The sequence below is a fragment of the Alexandriicola marinus genome (assembly GCF_004000435.1).
GTDB classification, from domain to species: Bacteria; Pseudomonadota; Alphaproteobacteria; order Rhodobacterales; family Rhodobacteraceae; genus Alexandriicola; species Alexandriicola marinus.
The window spans coordinates 343,709-360,128 of the sequence record NZ_RBVZ01000001.1; the positions used below are offsets into that span (position 1 = coordinate 343,709).

Below are 16,420 nucleotides of genomic sequence, written 5' to 3' on the forward strand. Positions count from 1 at the left end.
CACGATGACCGGCCGGGCTGCCTTGTGGTCGGCTGCCGAGGCCGCCCGTACAACAGACGGTACGGCGACCAAGGATTGGTCTGCCATGGGCGTGTCGATCGACACCCGCACATTGGTGCCGGGTGATCTGTTCATCGCGCTGCGTGCCGCGCGCGACGGCCACGATTTCGTGGCCGCCGCCCTGCAGGCAGGCGCCGCCGCGGCCCTTGTTTCCCGCGTTCCCGAAGGCGTGTCGCCCGATGCGCCGCTTCTGATCGTCGAGGATGTTCAGACTGCGCTCGAGGCGCTCGGCCGGGCCGGGCGCGCTCGGTGCACGGGTCGCGTGGCAGGGATCACCGGCTCGGTCGGCAAGACCTCCGCCAAGGAGATGTTGCGCGCGGCCCTTGCCGGACAGGGCCGCGTTCATGCCGCCGAGGCCAGCTACAACAACCATTGGGGCGTGCCGTTGACGCTGGCTCGGATGCCCGCCGATACCGACTTCGCGGTGATCGAGATCGGGATGAACCATCCCGGCGAGATCGCACCGCTGTCCCGCATGGCCCGGCCGCATGTGGCGCTGATCACGACCATCGCCGCCGCCCATCTCGAGGCCTTCGACGACATCTCGGGCATTGCCCGCGAAAAGGCGTCGATCGTCGAGGGGCTGGAGCCGGGCGGCACGGCGATCCTTCCGACCGACGTCGCCGAATACCCCATCCTGCGGGACATCGCCACGGCTGCGGGCGCTGGTCTCGTCACCTTCGGCACCGCCGATGGCGCGACAATGCGCCTGACCGACCTTCGTGTCGGCGCGGGTGCGACTGTCGCCCGGGCCCGGGCTGGTGACGGCGCGGATTTCGTCCTCAAGGTCGCGAGCGAAGGCGCGCATTTCGCCCGCAACGCGCTTGGCGTTCTGGCCGCCGCGGATGCGCTGGGGGCGGATCGGATGCAATCGGTGATGGGGCTCGGCCATTGGCAGCCGCCCCGGGGGCGGGGCACCAATGAGACCGTGCACCTCGACAGCGCCCGCGATGGCCAATCGCTGACCCTTATCGACGATGCCTTCAACGCCAATCCCACCTCCATGGAAGCTGCTCTCGACACCCTCTCCCGTGCGATCCCGCGCGACGGGGTGGGCCGGGTCCACCGGGGCCGGCGCATCGCTGTTCTCGGCGACATGCTTGAACTTGGCCCCACCGAGATGCGCCTTCATACCAAGCTTGCCGGGCTGCCCGCGATGCAATCCGTCGATCTCGTTCACTGCGTGGGCCCGCGGATGCGCGCGCTGTGGGCCGCGTTGCCCGAGCCCATGCGCGGCCATTGGTCCGAGACGGCCGAGGAAATGGCGGCACGCGCCGACCAGATCGTCGACGCCGGCGACGTCGTGTTGGTGAAGGGATCGAAGGGCAGTGAGGTCTCGCGGGTCGTTGACGCGATCCGAAAACTGGGGCAACGGGATGCCCGACCCGAGAAAGAGGCCGAGTAGATGCTGTATTGGTTGACTGTGCTGTCCGACGGTGGCGATTTCTTCAATCTCTTCCGTTACATTACCTTCCGGGCCGGCGGGGCCTTCCTGACGGCGCTCATCTTCGGGTTTCTGTTCGGCCGCCCGCTGATCAATGTCTTGCGCAAACGGCAGGGCCGGGGCCAGCCGATCCGCGATGACGGCCCTGCGGGGCATATCGCCAAGGCCGGCACGCCCACGATGGGCGGGCTGCTGATCGTGGGCGCCCTGCTGACCTCGACGATGCTCTGGGCGCGGCTCGACAACCCCTATATCTGGATGATCCTCTTCGTGACGATGTCCTTCGGCCTGATCGGCTTTGCCGACGATTATGCCAAGGTGTCCAAACAGACGACGGCGGGCGTGCCGGGCAAGGTCCGGCTTCTTCTGGGCCTGATCATCGCCGGGCTCGCGGGCTGGTGGGCCGCCCAATACCACCCGGTCGAGCTGACGAACCAGCTGGCCTTCCCCGTCTTCAAGGATTTCCTTCTGAACCTCGGCGTGCTCTTCGTGCCGTTCTCGATCATCGTGATCGTGGGGGCCGCGAATGCCGTCAACCTGACCGACGGTCTCGACGGCCTTGCCATCATGCCGGTCATGATCGCGGCCGCGACCTTCGGGATCATCGCCTACGCGGTGGGCCGGACCGATTTCACCGAATATCTCGATGTGCATTACGTCCCCGGTTCGGGCGAGATCCTCGTCTTTTCCGCCGGTCTCATCGGTGGGGGGCTGGGCTTCTTGTGGTATAACGCGCCACCCGCGGCCGTCTTCATGGGCGATACCGGGAGCCTTGCGCTGGGCGGCGCCCTGGGGGCCATCGCGGTCGCCACCAAGCACGAGATCGTGCTGGCCATCGTCGGCGGCATCTTCGTGCTCGAGGCGCTGTCGGTCATCATCCAGGTGCTCTATTTCAAACGGACCGGCAAACGCGTTTTCCTCATGGCGCCCATCCACCACCATTACGAGAAACTCGGCTGGTCCGAGAGCCAGATCGTCATCCGGTTCTGGATCATCTCCCTGATCCTCGCGATGATCGGGCTGGCCACGCTCAAGGTCCGGTGAGCGGACCGGCCCGCCCGATCCGCGACACCCACGACATGATCGCGGGCATGTCGCCCGTGCGGCGGCCCGGGACCTGGGTCTTCGTCACCTCCGACGATCCCAAGCTGCGGGCCGAGGCCATTGCCACCATCCGGGAACCCGAAGGCCTGTCCCTGATCGTGCCGGCAGAACTTGCCCCCGGCGGGCTGGAGATGGCGCAAATTACGCTTCAGGTTCATTCGGCGCTCGACGGTGTCGGCCTGACAGCGGCCGTTGCCACTGCGCTCGCCGATGCGGGCATCCCCTGCAACATGGTCGCGGGTCACCACCACGATCACGCCTTCGTTCCTGCCGAACGGGGCGATGAGGCTCTGATGATCCTCGAGGCCCGCGCCGCCGCTTCTGACTGAACCGCTCACCCCCCGCGGATCCTCCGCCATGCCCGGACCACCGCAATCCCCTTCGCGTTGGTCCAAATACTCATCTCTTCGCCTCCGCATTCGACCCGGCTTGCTCCTTCTCGCCTGAACGGTCAGGGTCCGACCGACGACAGCAGAAGGATGAGCGATGATTCCGGTGCGCGGATATGCGGGACGCAAGGTGGCGGTTCTTGGGCTAGGACGCACGGGTCTGGCGACCATCGCCGCACTCGAGGCGGGCGGAGCCGAGGTCATGGCCTGGGACGATGGTGCCGCCGCCCGGGACAGGGCGGAGGGCGTGACGCTCGTCGATCTGACCCGGGACCGAGCCTTCGAGGGCGTCGATCTTCTGGTCACCTCGCCCGGCATCCCGCATCTCTATCCCGCGCCGCACCCGGCCATCGCGGCGGCCTGGGCCGCCGGCGTGCCGGTCGACAACGACATTGGCCTCTTCTTTCGCTCCTTCGCGACCGAAGATTACGAGGAATTCGACACCGCACCGCGCGTCATCGCCATCACCGGCTCGAACGGCAAGTCGACGACCGCGGCGCTCACCCATCATGTGCTTGAGGAGGCCGGGCGTCCCACGCAGCTGGCCGGCAATATCGGGCGCGGCGTGCTCGATATCGACCCGCCCCGCGACGGGGAGGTCGTGGTGCTGGAGCTGTCCAGCTACCAGACCGACCTTGCCCGCGCGCTGACGCCCGACGTGGCTGTCCTCACTAACCTCTCGCCCGATCACCTTGATCGGCATGCGGGGCTGGGCGGATATTTCGCGGCCAAGCGGCGCCTCTTCGCCGAGGGCGGCCCGGATCGCGCCGTGATCGGTGTGGATGAACACGAGGGCCGCTACCTTGCCAACCAGCTGTCCGAAGGGCCGGGGGACGACCGGGTGATCCGCATCTCGGCCGCCGGAAAGCTGGCGGGCGAGGGCTGGATGGTCTTCGCCCGTAAGGGGTTCCTGACCGAATGGCGCAAGGGCCGGCAGGTGGCCTCCATCGATCTGCGCGGGATGGCGGGGCTCCCGGGGGCCCACAACCACCAGAACGCCTGCGCCGCCTATGCCGCGACCCGTGCGCTCGGGATCGGGCCGCGCAACATCGAGGCCGCCATGCACAGCTTTGCGGGTCTTCCGCACCGCAGCCAGCGCATCGCCGAGGCCGGCGGCGTGGCCTATGTCAACGACAGCAAGGCCACGAACGTGGACGCCGCCGCCAAGGCGCTGTCGGCCTTTCCCCGCATCCGCTGGATCTGTGGCGGCCTGCAGAAAGAGGGGGGGCTCGAGGGCCTAGCCGGGGCCACCGACGCGGTCGTCAAGGCCTATGTCATCGGGCGCGAGGCCGAAGCCTTCGCGCGCCAGTTGCCCGGCATCGAGACCGAGATCTGCACCACGATGGAGGTCGCGGTGGCCCGCGCCATGGACGAGGCCGAGCCCGGCGACACGGTCCTGCTGGCCCCCGCCGCTGCCAGTTTCGACCAATACGACAGCTTCGAGAAACGCGGCGAGGATTTCACGCAAGAGGTCCGTGCGCGGCTCTGACAGGTTCGACTACAAACCCCAGTGGGTCACATCGGGGGGGCATCACCGTCTTGCAAAGGCGCAAAGTAGCGCTGCGGCCGCAACCGGAACGTGATGCCGCTGCGTCTGGCCGCGTTGATCCGGTCGCACCGGAATGTGCGGGCGGCATCTTTCAGGTGATCCCAAGCGACAACATACCATACTGGATACTTCAATAGCATGTAGTGCGGTTCGATCTTGCGCTTCGACGCTTCGCCATCTTCTCTTTCATAGTCGATGTCGAGCGTCTCCAGATCGACGAATGCCTGATGCAATGTCCGAACAACCCGTTCCGACGGGCTGTTGAAACTGGCCTGTACATAGGTGGACGCGGTTACGCCGATCAGGATGCGCGACTTCAGTGCGTCGATCCGATCGCGCTTCTCCGGCGAAAAAGAGGCCGCCAGTTGCCGCCTGACGGAGCCAAGACCGGCAAGGAAAATGGGCGAATTCATCTGTTCGGCAACAGCGATGCTGATCAGCAGATCGACAGCCTCGGCATAGTCCAGATTGATCCGGCCGACGCCCCATCTGCGGTCCAGCCGCACGCCGCCGCCGCGCCCTCGGTCGGCGTCGATCTGCATTCCCTGCTCCCGCATCAGCGCGATATCACGGGCAATGGTTCGGGGGCTGACCTGATGCATTCGTGCCAGGTCCTCGATGGTGCAGTGTCCGTTCTGCTTGAGCTGGACGGCTAGCAATTCCATCCGGCGTAGTCTGCCGATCGCATTCGAACGTGTCATGAAAGAAATAGGACACAAATTGTCTTATTAAACAATATCCGGACATTGCGGTGCAAGGGTCCGCATAATCCTTGGCCGCGCTTGTCGCTGGCCTTCAAACACAGAAACCAGATGCTGAGATGGACCGAAGGACATTGCCCGATGAAAATGAATTACACCGTTCTCGGAACGAACAACATGACTGCCGCAATCGTGTTCTACGACTCACTCTTTGTCGGACTGGGCGTCAAACGCGTCGTGCCGAATGACAGGATGACCTACTGGCTGGGAGAGGATTTTGCCTTCGCCGCCGCGCTTCCGTTTGACGGACAGCCGGCGACGCATGGCAACGGAACGATGATTGGCTTCAGCGTCGGAACGATTGACGAGGTCAAGCGGATGCATCAACGCGCCGTCGATCTCGGTGGACAGTGCGAGGGTGCACCCGATCAAAGGGGACCAAGGTTTTCAGCATATGTGAGGGACCTTGACGGCAACAAACTGTGCTTGTCGGACTGAAGCGTTTTGCAAAGAGCCCGGCTCACCGGATCGGACAAAATCAAATCATCATCTGTCGGATCGAAGGGCCACAGGATGCATGCGGCCTCACCTAGCCCCGGATCGCCTGACCCGCTGCAAATCCCGAAGACCAGGCCCATTGGAAATTGTAGCCCCCCAGCCAGCCGGTCACATCCACGGCCTCGCCGATGGCATAGAGGCCGGGCAGGGTGCGGGCTTCCATCGTCTTGGAGGACAGGCCATCGGTGTCGATCCCGCCCAGCGTGACCTCTGCCGTGCGATAGCCTTCGGTGCCGTTGGGCCGCAGGGTCCAGCGGTGCAGGGCTGAGGCAATCTCGTCGATGGCCGCGTCCGACAGATCGCCCGCCCGGCGGGTCAGCCCCAGATCGGGCGAGAGCCTGTCGACCAGCCGCTGCGGCAGGTGGGCCGACATCAGGGTCGCGGCCTGCCGTTTGCCCGAGACCCGCCGCGCCGAGGCCAGCAGACCGCGCAGGTCCTGATCGGGGAGCAGGTCGATCTCGACTGGCTCGCCCTCGCGCCAGTAACTCGACACCTGAAGGATCGCGGGGCCGGTCAGCCCGCGATGGGAAAAGAGAAGCGCCTCGTCAAAACTGGCGCCACCCGCCGTGGCGCGCACGGGCGCCGCCACGCCCGCGAGATCGGCGAATGCGCGGTCGGGAAAGGTCAGCGGCACAAGCGCGGGGCGGGTCTCCGTCACCGCCAGCCCGAACTGGCGCGCGATGTCATAGGAGAGCCCCGTCGCCCCCATCTTGGGGATCGACTTGCCCCCCGTTGCAAGCACGAGGTTCCGGGCCTCGACCTCGATCTGTTTGCCCTCCCGCTCCAGCCGGGCGCGGAAGGCCGCGCCGTCATGGGTCAGCTCGCGCAGTTCGGTGCGCAGCCAGAGCCGGGCGCCCGCCTGTTCCATCTCGGACACCAGCATCGCGACGATCTGGCGAGAGCTGTCGTCGCAGAACAGCTGGCCCAGCGTCTTTTCGTGCCATGCGATCCCATGCCGGCCGACGAGGTCGAGGAAATCCCACTGGGTATAGCGGCTGAGCGCGGATTTGTGGAAATGCGGGTTGCGGCCCAGAAAAGCATGCGGCCCGCATTCGAGGTTGGTGAAGTTGCAGCGCCCGCCGCCCGAGATACGGATCTTCTCGCCCGGCGCGCGGGCGTGATCGATCACCAGCGTGTCGGGCCCGGCATGAGCCGCGCAAAAGAGCCCCGCGGCCCCTGCGCCAAGGATGAGAGTGCGTAACTTCATGATCCCTTGGCCTGCCCCGAAGTCTCGCCGGGTGCAATGGGCAAAACTCTGGCCAAGTGGGGCCATTGGCGTTATCATAAGCGTCAGATCCGGGATGAACCCGGGCAGTTCGAGGCAGAAGCGGTAGCTCCATGACGGAAATGGTCTATGGAACGGCCCCGGTGGCATCCGGGGATCCTGTTCTTCCACGCTGGTGGCGCACGATCGACAAATGGTCGATGACGTGCATTTTCCTGCTGTTCGGGATCGGGCTGATGCTCGGGCTTGCGGCCTCGCCGCCGCTTGCGGCGCGCAACGGGCTGGAGCCGTTCCACTATGTCATCCGACAGTCGATCTTCGGCGGTGCCGCGATCGTGGCGATGCTGATCACTTCGATGATGTCGCCGATTCTGGTGCGCAGGCTTGCGGTGCTGGGCTTTGGCATTGCGCTGGCCTCGCTGGCGCTCCTGCCGTTTTTCGGCACCGATTTCGGCAAGGGGGCGACCCGGTGGTACAGCCTCGGCTTTGCCAGCGTGCAGCCCTCGGAATTCCTCAAGCCCGGTTTCGTCGTAGCCGCCGCATGGTTCATGGCCGCGGGGCAGGAGATCGGCGGACCGCCGGGCAAGACCTATTCCTTCGTCCTGACGATCCTGATCGTCGCGCTTCTGGCGCTGCAGCCCGATTTCGGACAGGCCGCCCTGATCCTTTTTGCGTGGGGCGTCATGTATTTCGTGGCCGGTGCGCCGATGACCCTTCTGGTGACGCTGGCGGCGGGCGTCGTGCTGGCCGGCACGTTCGCCTACAACAATTCCGAACATTTCGCCCGCCGGATCGACGGGTTTCTGTCGGCCGATGTCGATCCCACGACACAGCTGGGTTATGCCACGAATGCCATCCGTGAGGGCGGTTTCTTCGGGGTCGGCGTGGGCGAGGGGCAGGTGAAATGGTCGTTGCCCGACGCGCATACCGATTTCATCATCGCCGTCGCGGCCGAGGAATACGGGTTGATCTGTGTTCTCGTGATCATCCTGCTCTATGCCACGATCGTGGTGCGGTCGCTCTTTCGGCTGATCCGCGAGCGGGACACCTTCATCCGGCTGGCGGGCACAGGGCTCGCCTGCGCCTTCGGCGTGCAGGCGATGATCAACATGGGGGTCGCGGTCCGGCTTCTGCCCGCCAAGGGCATGACGCTTCCCTTCGTGAGCTATGGCGGGTCATCCCTGATCGCGGGCGGTATCACCGTTGGCATGCTTCTTGCCTTTACCCGATCGCGCCCGCAGGGCGAGATCGCCGACGTTCTGGGTCGGGGTCGGGGCCGGTGAGAGACGGGACGATCTTCGTCCTGCCGCTGACGGCGCGGGCCAAAATTTCGAAATTTTGGCATCCCGCCCGACATTCCAGAATGTCGACCGGGGGTCCGGCGACCTGGTTCTCCGGACCAATGACCTTGTCGATCCGGGGGTGAAGATGACGACGACTCCGCTTCTTGTCATCGCGGCGGGAGGAACAGGGGGACATATGTTTCCCGCGCAGGCCCTTGCCGAGACGATGCTCGAGCGGGGCTGGCGGGTGCGGCTGTCGACCGATCCGCGCGGCGCGCGCTATACCGGCGGCTTTCCCGAAGCTGTCGAGATCGGCGTCGTGCGCAGCGCCACATTCGCGCGCGGTGGGCCGCTGGCCAAGCTTGCCGTGCCGTTCCGGATCGCCGTCGGGATCGCCAGCGCCGTCCGCCAGATGCTTGCCGACAAGCCCGCGGTGATCGTGGGCTTCGGCGGCTATCCGGCGATCCCGGCCATGGCCGCCGCCTGGCTGCTGCGGCGCCCGCGCATGATCCATGAACAAAACGGTGTCCTCGGCCGGGTCAACCAGCTGTTCGCCCGCAGGGTCCATCGCATCGCCTGCGGCACATGGCCCACCGAGTTGCCCGCCGGTGTCGAAGGCGTGCACACCGGCAATCCTGTCCGATCTGCCGTCCTGAAACGGGCGGGCGCGCCCTATATTGCGCCGGGCGATCACCCGATGGAGATCCTCGTGATGGGTGGCAGCCAGGGCGCCCGGATCCTGTCGGACGTGGTGCCGGGTGCGATCGCGGCCCTACCGGAGGCCCTGCGCGCCAGGGTCCGGATCTGTCAGCAGGCGCGCGAAGAAGACCTCGACCGCGTGGCGGGGTTCTATGCCGATGCCGGGATTGCCGCCGATCTGCACACCTTCATCACCGATGTGCCCGACCGGCTTGCCGAATGCCAGCTTCTGATCAGCCGCGCCGGCGCCTCGACCGTGGCGGATGTCGCCGTTGTCGGGCGGCCCGCGATCTTCATCCCGCTCGCCTCCGCGATCCGCGACGAACAAAGCGCCAATGCCCGGGGCCTCGTCGAGGCGGGGGCCGCGACGCTCATCCCCGAAGCCGATCTGACCAAAGCCACGCTGGCCCGCGCGATCGCAGACATTCTCGAGAACCCGGACAAGGCCCGGCACATGGCCCAAGCGGCGCTCGGCACCTCGGTGCCGGACGCGGCCGAGCGGCTTGCGGCCCTTGTGGAACAACTGGCCGGACTGCAAAAGGAAGAAAAACAATGATGGACGGAGCCCCCCTGATGTCGGCAGCAACCAAACTCCCCCTCGATGTTGGGCCCATTCATTTCGTGGGCATCGGCGGGATCGGCATGTCGGGTATCGCCGAGGTGCTTCTCAACCTCGGCTACGTCGTGCAGGGTTCGGATGCCAAGACCTCGAAGATCACCGACCGGCTTCAGGCCATGGGTGCGCTGATCTTCGAAGGGCAGGATGCGGCGAACCTCGCCGAAGCCGAGGTTGTCGTGATCTCCTCGGCGATCAAGCCGGGCAATCCCGAACTGGACGAGGCGCGCCGCCGGGGCCTTCCCATCGTGCGCCGGGCCGAGATGCTGGCCGAACTGATGCGGCTGAAATCCAACGTGGCCGTCGCCGGCACCCATGGCAAGACGACGACCACGACGATGGTCGCCACGCTACTGGACGCCGGGAACTATGACCCCACGGTCGTCAATGGCGGGATCATCCACCGCTTCGGCTCGAACGCGCGGATGGGGCAGGGCGAGTGGATGGTCGTCGAGGCCGACGAAAGCGACGGCACCTTCAACCGGCTGCCCGCCACCATCGCCATCGTCACCAACATCGACCCCGAGCATATGGAGCATTGGGGCACCGAGGAGAACCTGCATCGGGGCTTTCTCGACTTCGTATCGAACATCCCGTTCTATGGTCTGGCCATCTGCTGCACCGACGATCCCGACGTGCAGACGCTTGTGGGCAAGATCACCGACAGGCGCGTCCTGACCTATGGTTTCAACGCGCAGGCCGATGTGCGCGCGGTGAACCTGACTTATCGCGCGGGGGCCGCGCATTTCGACATCGCCTTGCAATCCGAAGGTGCGCTGATCGAGGGCTGCACCCTGCCGATGCCCGGCAATCACAACGTCTCCAACGCGCTGGCCGCTGTGGCCGTCGCCCGCCACCTTGGCATGAAGCGCGAGGAAATCCGCGAGGCGCTGGCGGGTTTCGCAGGCGTCAACCGCCGCTTCACCAAGGTGGGCGAGGTGAACGGCGTGACCATCATCGACGATTACGGCCACCACCCGGTCGAGATCGCGGCCGTGCTCAAGGCCGCGCGTCAGGCTGTGGCTGACACCGACGACGCCCGCGTGATCGCCGTGCACCAGCCGCACCGCTATTCCCGGCTCTCGCATCACTTCGACGAGTTTTGCGCCTGTTTCAACGAAGCCGACGTGGTGGGCATATCCGAAGTCTTCGCCGCCGGAGAAGACCCGATCCCCGGTGCCTCGCGCGATGATCTGGTCGCGGGCCTCATCCGCCATGGCCACCGCCACGCCCGCGCCGTGATCGACGAAGAAGACCTCGCCCGCCTCGTGCGCGAACAGGCCCGCCCCGGCGACATCGTCGTCTGCCTCGGCGCGGGCACGATCAGCACATGGGCCAACCGCCTGCCCGAAAGGCTGGGTGGGTGACGGCGCGCGCGTCCCGTTGGCCACGCAAACCGCCTGTCGCGCCAGCGGCCGGCACGCGCCCGCCCGCCTCATTGCGGACGCGCTACGCACCCAGCCGGGCGGACGCTTTGCACTTCTGGAGCGGTGTTGACAGGGCGGGGCAGGGTGGATGACCCCGGAGGAGCTGGAAGACTGGCTGAACGCGCGGCCCGAGGAGACCCGGCGGCAGGAGGCCGTCTGGATCGCCCACCGTTGCGCGATGCGGGTCTTGCCTCTGTGGTGGCAGGCCACACAGAATCATGATTTGACAGCGAGCCCTGTATTGCGAGCAAATCTTATCTTGGGGGTTGCGGCTCTTGTGCCAACCCCCAAGATAAATCGCGCCGCCACCTACGCCACCTACGCCGCCTCCGCCGGCGCCGCCGCCGCCCGCGCCGCCGCCTCCGCCTCCGCCCGCGCCACCGCCTCCGCCTCCGCCGGCGCCGCCGCCCGCGCCGCCGCCACCGCCACCGCCCTCCAGCGGGATGTCGACTATCTAAAGAACGGCAATCCGCCCGATGACCTTGCGCTCTGGTCTGATCCGGTGCCCGATCTGGGCTGGTCCGATTGGCAGCGCGACAGCGCCAGCCGCCCGAACGGCCCCTGGGCCTTCTGGACCGACTGGTACCGCCGCGCCCACGACGGCCTCCCCCAGCCCATGGACCTCCTCGAAAAAATCGCGCTTCAGCCCGAGGTCGAAGACGGCGAAGACTGGGACCCGGACACCTTCTGGGACGGCACCGACGCCGAAGTGAACATCCGCATCGCCGAAATCGTCGCGGAGTGGGAGGCGGGGCAGAAGCTTGAAGCCTTCATTGAACAGCACCCTTATGCGAACCGGATTGAAGCCGATCCTGCAAAGAAGAAGCTGGTTTCTGTGCCAGCTGAGACCGTTGATCTAACTGATATTGTTGACCGCATAAGGCAGGCCGCGAAGGATTTTACCGCGGGGTGCCGCAAGGACAAGAGCCCGAACAAGATCGGTGAACAGATGCAATCGGCATTTGCCCCTGTCATTGCCGATATCCGACGCGATCTGAGGCGACACAGAACCGATCCACTCAAGTTGTTTGATTCTATGGAACTTGCCCGTCGCGCAATGGGGCGAATCGCGCGGGCGGAGGGGTTTCCGCCGGAAGGCCCTTCCGGGCGGCTGATGGACGAGCTCGCCACAAGTTGCGAGGATATATGTATCGCCTCACCTGAGGTTCTGGAGACCCAGCGACATCGGATTGCAGTGCGGACAGAGCTGTTCAGTTTTGAGCAAAAGATCGTTGCACTACGCTTGTGTGCTGGCCTTCATGAGAATGCCGACGGTCATTTAAGGGCGACCGCTGCCCTTGCGATCAACACCATCCTCGACTCGGCCAGCAGCGAGGACGCCAAGAAGCATGCATGGTACTTCATGATCGCCGTGATCCCTCGCGGGGCGCGGGCCATGCGCCAGGCGGACATGAAACCAGCCGACAAGGAGCAAAGCGATTCAATGCTGAAGAGAGCAGCAGAGGCGGGTAACCAGTTGTCCAGCATCGATAGAGGCATCGACGCAGCGCAGGAAATGGCTGGCGAAGGTGCAAACTGGGTTGATGGCGTCTTGAATTTATTTGGTTCCGGCGGCTTTCCGGGGATAGGCGGATGAGTATTAGTGAGTGGAAAAGTCCGGTTCCTTATTTGCGAATCCTAGGATCTAGAGGGCGGGTCCTGACATGAACCTCTCCATCATCGCGGGTTGTATCTGGGTGTTCGTCGGCGCCGTCACGGCAATGCTGCCGATGCGGGGGCAGATGGTTCCCGGGTCGATCCTGTTGTTGTCGGCGCCGGTGATCATGATCTGGATCGGCTATGAAAACGGCTGGATCTGGACGCTGGTGGGCCTCGCGGCCTTTGCCTCGATGATGCGCAACCCCTTGCGCTACCTGATTGCGCGGGCGCGGGGAAAGACGCCGGAGTTGCCGCCGGAGTTGCGCCGATGAGCCTGTCGCTGATCCTCGCCCTCAGCTGGCTGATCCTGGCCAATATCCTCGCCCTGATCCCCAGCCGCGACAACCATTGGCGCCGGGCCTATCTTTTGATCGCCATCGGTGTGCCGCTGATCGGCTTTGTCACCTATCAGAACGGACCATGGGTCGGGCTTGCGCTTCTGGCCGCCGGCGCGAGCGTCCTGCGCTGGCCGGTGATCTATCTGGGCCGCTGGCTGCGCGCCCGGCTGGGCCGCAGCGCCGAACGCAACTGAGCGGGCGTCGCGGCACACGGTGATTGACGAGCCTATCTGCCCGGTGGTTTGATCGCCACATGGTTTATGTGGTGCCGCTTCTTTTCCTGACCGGCGGGCTTGTGCTGGGTGTGCTGTGCCTGCGCTGGGGCATCGGATGGCTTGTCGTTGTACTCGTGCTGATCGCGGCCCTCCTCGCGGCGGGCGCGATCCGGGAGGGGCGGGCGGTGTCCGGCTGGGACGGGATCGGCTATGCGATCTTTGCGATGCTGATGATGGCCCCGGCAATCCTCGGGCTCCTCCTTGGCGCTGCGATCGGGCTTTACCGGCGGCGCAAATCCCGGCACATAGCCGACCCATGACATCCCTTCCCGAAACACGCGGCCCGCTGACGCCCGACCGCCCCCTGAACGACCTGACATGGCTGCGCGTGGGCGGCCCGGCGGAATGGTTCTTCCAGCCTGCCGACGCCGAGGACCTGTCGGCCTTCCTCGCCGCCCTCGACCCGGCGGTGCCGGTCTTTGCCATGGGGGTCGGCTCCAATCTCATCGTGCGCGACGGGGGCGTGCCGGGCGTGGTGATCCGTCTGGGCCGGGGGTTCAACGTGATCGGCATCGGCGAGGGCCGGGTGCGGGCCGGGGCTGCTGCGCTCGATGCGCATGTGGCAAGGCGTGCGGCGGAGGCGGGGCTCGACCTGACGTTCCTGCGCACGATCCCCGGCTCGATCGGCGGGGCGGTGCGGATGAACGCGGGCTGCTACGGATCCTATGTCGCCGATTGCCTCGAGACGGTTCGGGTCGTGCTGCGCGACGGGCAGATCACCGATATCCCCGCCGCCGATCTGAACCTCCGCTACCGGCAAAGCGATCTGCCGGACGGGGCGGTCATCCTGTCGGCGGTCTTCCGCCCGCCACAGGGCGATCCGGCCGCGCTGGCCGCGCGGATGGAGGAACAGATCGCCAAGCGCGATGCGACCCAGCCCACCAAGGACCGGACGGCAGGCTCCACCTTTCGCAACCCGGCCGGGTTTTCTTCGACAGGCAAGGCCGATGACAGCCATGAATTGAAGGCCTGGAAGGTCATCGACGAGGCCGGAATGCGCGGCGCGCGCCGGGGCGGCGCGGTGATGAACGAGATGCATTCCAACTTCCTGACCAACGCAGGCGGTGCGACCGCCCAAGACCTTGAGTCATTGGGCGAAGAGGTTCGGAAAAAGGTTTACGACACAAGCGGCATCACGCTAGAATGGGAAATCATGCGCATCGGTCGAAAGGCCGACGCGACTGAATAACGAAAGCCCCGAAAACGGGGCGGCCCAAGGCAGGGCAAAGGCGGAAAAAGTCGGGTCCTTGAAGGCCCGCGATCGAGGCAGTGGGTCATGTCGAGCAGGGCACACCCGCATGTGGCTGTACTGATGGGCGGACCGTCGGCGGAACGAGAGGTTTCGCTGAGCACGGGGCGCGAATGTGCACAGGCATTGCGGGATTCCGGATGCAGGGTAACCGAGGTGGACGCAGGGTCCGACCTGGCCGAACGGCTGGTCGCGCTTGCGCCCGATGCCGCGTTCAACGCGCTTCACGGCCGTTGGGGTGAGGACGGCTGCGTTCAGGGCATCCTCGAATGGATCCGTCTGCCCTATACCCATTCCGGCGTGCTGGCCTCGGCGCTCGCCATGGACAAGCAGCGGTGCAAGGATGTCTACCGCGCCGCGGGCCTGCCCTTCGTCGAAAGCCGGATTGCCGGCCGCGATGAGATCGAGGCCCGCCACGTGATGGAGCCGCCCTATGTCGTCAAGCCCAACAACGAAGGCTCGTCGGTCGGGGTCTATATCGTGCAGGAGGCCGCCAACGGCCCGCCGCGCCTTGCCACCGAAATGCCCGAACGGATGATGGTCGAACGCTATGCCCCGGGGCGCGAGCTGACAGTCTCGGTTCTGGGCGACAGGGCGCTGACGGTGACCGATATCGTGACGGAGGGCTGGTACGATTATCACGCCAAATACGAAGAGGGCGGATCGCGCCACGTCGTGCCCGCCGAAATCCCCGGCGACGTGTTCGCGGCCTGCATGGACTATGCCTTGCGCGCCCATGACGCGCTGGGGTGCCGGGGGCTGAGCCGGACCGATTTCCGCTGGAACGAGGCCCGTGGGATCGACGGCCTGATCCTGCTCGAGACCAACACCCAGCCCGGAATGACGCCCACCTCGCTGTCGCCCGAGCAGGCGGCCCATGTGGGCATCGGATTTCCGGAACTGTGCCGCTGGCTGGTGGAGGACGCCTCATGCGATCGCTGATCCGACTGATCTCCCGCAACGTGGCGCTTCCGGGGGAACCGGCGCCCGTCCGGCGCGATCCGGCGCCGACGAAATGGGGATATCGCTATCAGCGGCTGATGCTGACCCCGCTGTTCCGCCGCACCGTCCGGATCGGGCTGCCGGTCCTGCTGATCATGTTCGTCGCGACCGCGTGGTTCGCAAAGCCCGAGAACCGCGATGCGCTGACCGCACAGATCGACCACATCCGCTACGAGATACACCATCGCCCCGAATTCATGGTGGCGGAAATGGAAGTGATCGGGACGCGGCCCGCCGTGGTTGCGGCGATCGCAGAGGTGATCCCAGTGGAATTCCCGGTGTCGTCCTTCGATCTGGATCTCAGCGGGATGCGCGAGACGGTGATCGACCTTACCGCCGTCAAGGATGCGGTCCTCAGGGTCCGGCCGGGCGGCACGCTCGAGATCAATGTCACCGAACGGCGGCCCGTCGCGGTCTGGCGCCATGTGGACGGATTGCGGCTGATCGATGCCGAAGGCGTCATGACGGGCATGATCGAGGCCCGCGCCGACCGGCCCGATCTGCCGCTGATCGCCGGTGACGGCGCGATGGAGCATATCGGCGAGGCGATGGCGCTGTTTCATGCGACGGGTCCCGTCTCCGACAGGGTGCGCGGCCTTGTCAGGATGGGCGAACGGCGCTGGGATATCGTGCTGGATGCGGGGCAGCGTATCCTGCTTCCGACCGAGAATCCCGTCGCCGCTCTCGACCGGGTCATCGCGCTGCATGCCGCACAGGACATGCTGTCGCGCGACGTGGCTGTCGTGGACATGCGCAACGGCGATCGCCCGACCCTTCGACTGACGCCGCTGGCCGCTGCGGCCATGCGCCCGACGCAGACAGGGGCGGGGCAATGAATGCAC

Annotated in this window: 17 protein-coding genes; 15 read left to right on the top strand and 2 right to left on the bottom strand. The window is 65.7% G+C overall.

Features of this window, described 5'->3' with window-relative positions:
• Positions 1–4 precede the first annotated feature (4 nt).
• The 4 genes from EP376_RS01700 to murD all read left to right on the top strand — a co-directional run bounded on the left by EP376_RS01700 (position 5) and on the right by murD (position 4,486).
• Complete coding sequence (locus EP376_RS01700) at positions 5–1,465, top strand: UDP-N-acetylmuramoyl-tripeptide--D-alanyl-D-alanine ligase (protein WP_127653802.1); 1,461 nt, start codon at positions 5–7, stop codon at positions 1,463–1,465.
• Positions 1,466–2,548: a phospho-N-acetylmuramoyl-pentapeptide-transferase gene (gene mraY / locus EP376_RS01705; RefSeq protein WP_127653803.1), complete on the top strand. Its 1,083-nt coding sequence runs from the start codon at positions 1,466–1,468 to the stop codon at positions 2,546–2,548.
• Complete coding sequence (locus EP376_RS01710; RefSeq protein ID WP_240652423.1) at positions 2,545–2,937, top strand: ACT domain-containing protein; 393 nt, start codon at positions 2,545–2,547, stop codon at positions 2,935–2,937. The genes mraY and EP376_RS01710 overlap by 4 nt, the downstream gene beginning before the upstream one ends.
• A 157-nt stretch (positions 2,938–3,094) precedes the next feature.
• Positions 3,095–4,486 (top strand): UDP-N-acetylmuramoyl-L-alanine--D-glutamate ligase, encoded by a 1,392-nt coding sequence (gene murD, locus EP376_RS01715; RefSeq protein WP_127653804.1) that lies wholly within the window; start codon positions 3,095–3,097, stop codon positions 4,484–4,486.
• Between the two features lie 26 nt (positions 4,487–4,512).
• Here the strand turns inward: murD and EP376_RS01720 are convergent, their stop codons facing one another.
• The gene (locus EP376_RS01720; RefSeq protein WP_127653805.1) at positions 4,513–5,211 is read right to left on the bottom strand and encodes a helix-turn-helix transcriptional regulator; all 699 of its coding nucleotides are present in this window, start codon (positions 5,209–5,211) and stop codon (positions 4,513–4,515) included.
• A 117-nt stretch (positions 5,212–5,328) separates the two neighbouring features.
• Here EP376_RS01720 and EP376_RS01725 point away from each other — a divergent pair, with 117 nt between their 5' ends.
• Positions 5,329–5,745 carry a VOC family protein gene (locus EP376_RS01725; protein WP_238928550.1) on the top strand — a complete coding sequence of 139 codons (417 nt, stop codon included), beginning with the start codon at positions 5,329–5,331 and terminating at the stop codon, positions 5,743–5,745.
• 91 nt (positions 5,746–5,836) lie between these two features.
• Here the strand turns inward: EP376_RS01725 and EP376_RS01730 are convergent, their stop codons facing one another.
• Positions 5,837–7,012, bottom strand: coding sequence for a BaiN/RdsA family NAD(P)/FAD-dependent oxidoreductase (locus EP376_RS01730; RefSeq protein WP_127653806.1), 1,176 nt, complete (start codon positions 7,010–7,012; stop codon positions 5,837–5,839).
• Between the two features lie 131 nt (positions 7,013–7,143).
• On the opposite strand from EP376_RS01730, the gene ftsW reads away from it, so the two are divergent.
• From ftsW to EP376_RS01780, 10 genes are all read left to right on the top strand, one after another.
• Positions 7,144–8,313: a putative lipid II flippase FtsW gene (gene ftsW / locus EP376_RS01735; RefSeq protein ID WP_127653807.1), complete on the top strand. Its 1,170-nt coding sequence runs from the start codon at positions 7,144–7,146 to the stop codon at positions 8,311–8,313.
• Between the two features lie 145 nt (positions 8,314–8,458).
• Positions 8,459–9,568 carry an undecaprenyldiphospho-muramoylpentapeptide beta-N-acetylglucosaminyltransferase gene (gene murG / locus EP376_RS01740; RefSeq protein ID WP_127653808.1) on the top strand — a complete coding sequence of 370 codons (1,110 nt, stop codon included), beginning with the start codon at positions 8,459–8,461 and terminating at the stop codon, positions 9,566–9,568.
• 17 nt (positions 9,569–9,585) lie between these two features.
• Entirely contained in the window at positions 9,586–10,995 is a 1,410-nt protein-coding gene (gene murC / locus EP376_RS01745) for a UDP-N-acetylmuramate--L-alanine ligase (protein WP_203330892.1), read from the top strand.
• Between the two features lie 148 nt (positions 10,996–11,143).
• The gene (locus EP376_RS01750) at positions 11,144–12,652 is read left to right on the top strand and encodes a hypothetical protein (RefSeq protein ID WP_127653809.1); all 1,509 of its coding nucleotides are present in this window, start codon (positions 11,144–11,146) and stop codon (positions 12,650–12,652) included.
• A 67-nt stretch (positions 12,653–12,719) separates the two neighbouring features.
• Entirely contained in the window at positions 12,720–12,986 is a 267-nt protein-coding gene (locus EP376_RS01755) for a DUF2484 family protein (RefSeq protein ID WP_127653810.1), read from the top strand.
• Complete coding sequence (locus EP376_RS01760; RefSeq protein ID WP_127653811.1) at positions 12,983–13,246, top strand: DUF2484 family protein; 264 nt, start codon at positions 12,983–12,985, stop codon at positions 13,244–13,246. Before EP376_RS01755 ends, EP376_RS01760 begins: the two co-directional genes overlap by 4 nt.
• A gap of 71 nt (positions 13,247–13,317) precedes the next feature.
• Positions 13,318–13,587, top strand: a complete 270-nt coding sequence (locus EP376_RS01765) for a hypothetical protein (RefSeq protein WP_127653812.1) — start codon at positions 13,318–13,320, stop codon at positions 13,585–13,587.
• Positions 13,584–14,516 carry a UDP-N-acetylmuramate dehydrogenase gene (gene murB / locus EP376_RS01770; RefSeq protein ID WP_127653813.1) on the top strand — a complete coding sequence of 311 codons (933 nt, stop codon included), beginning with the start codon at positions 13,584–13,586 and terminating at the stop codon, positions 14,514–14,516. Before EP376_RS01765 ends, murB begins: the two co-directional genes overlap by 4 nt.
• Positions 14,517–14,603: 87 nt before the next feature.
• The gene (locus EP376_RS01775; RefSeq protein ID WP_127653814.1) at positions 14,604–15,518 is read left to right on the top strand and encodes a D-alanine--D-alanine ligase; all 915 of its coding nucleotides are present in this window, start codon (positions 14,604–14,606) and stop codon (positions 15,516–15,518) included.
• Positions 15,506–16,414 carry a cell division protein FtsQ/DivIB gene (locus EP376_RS01780; RefSeq protein ID WP_127653815.1) on the top strand — a complete coding sequence of 303 codons (909 nt, stop codon included), beginning with the start codon at positions 15,506–15,508 and terminating at the stop codon, positions 16,412–16,414. Before EP376_RS01775 ends, EP376_RS01780 begins: the two co-directional genes overlap by 13 nt.
• Positions 16,415–16,420 lie beyond the last annotated feature (6 nt).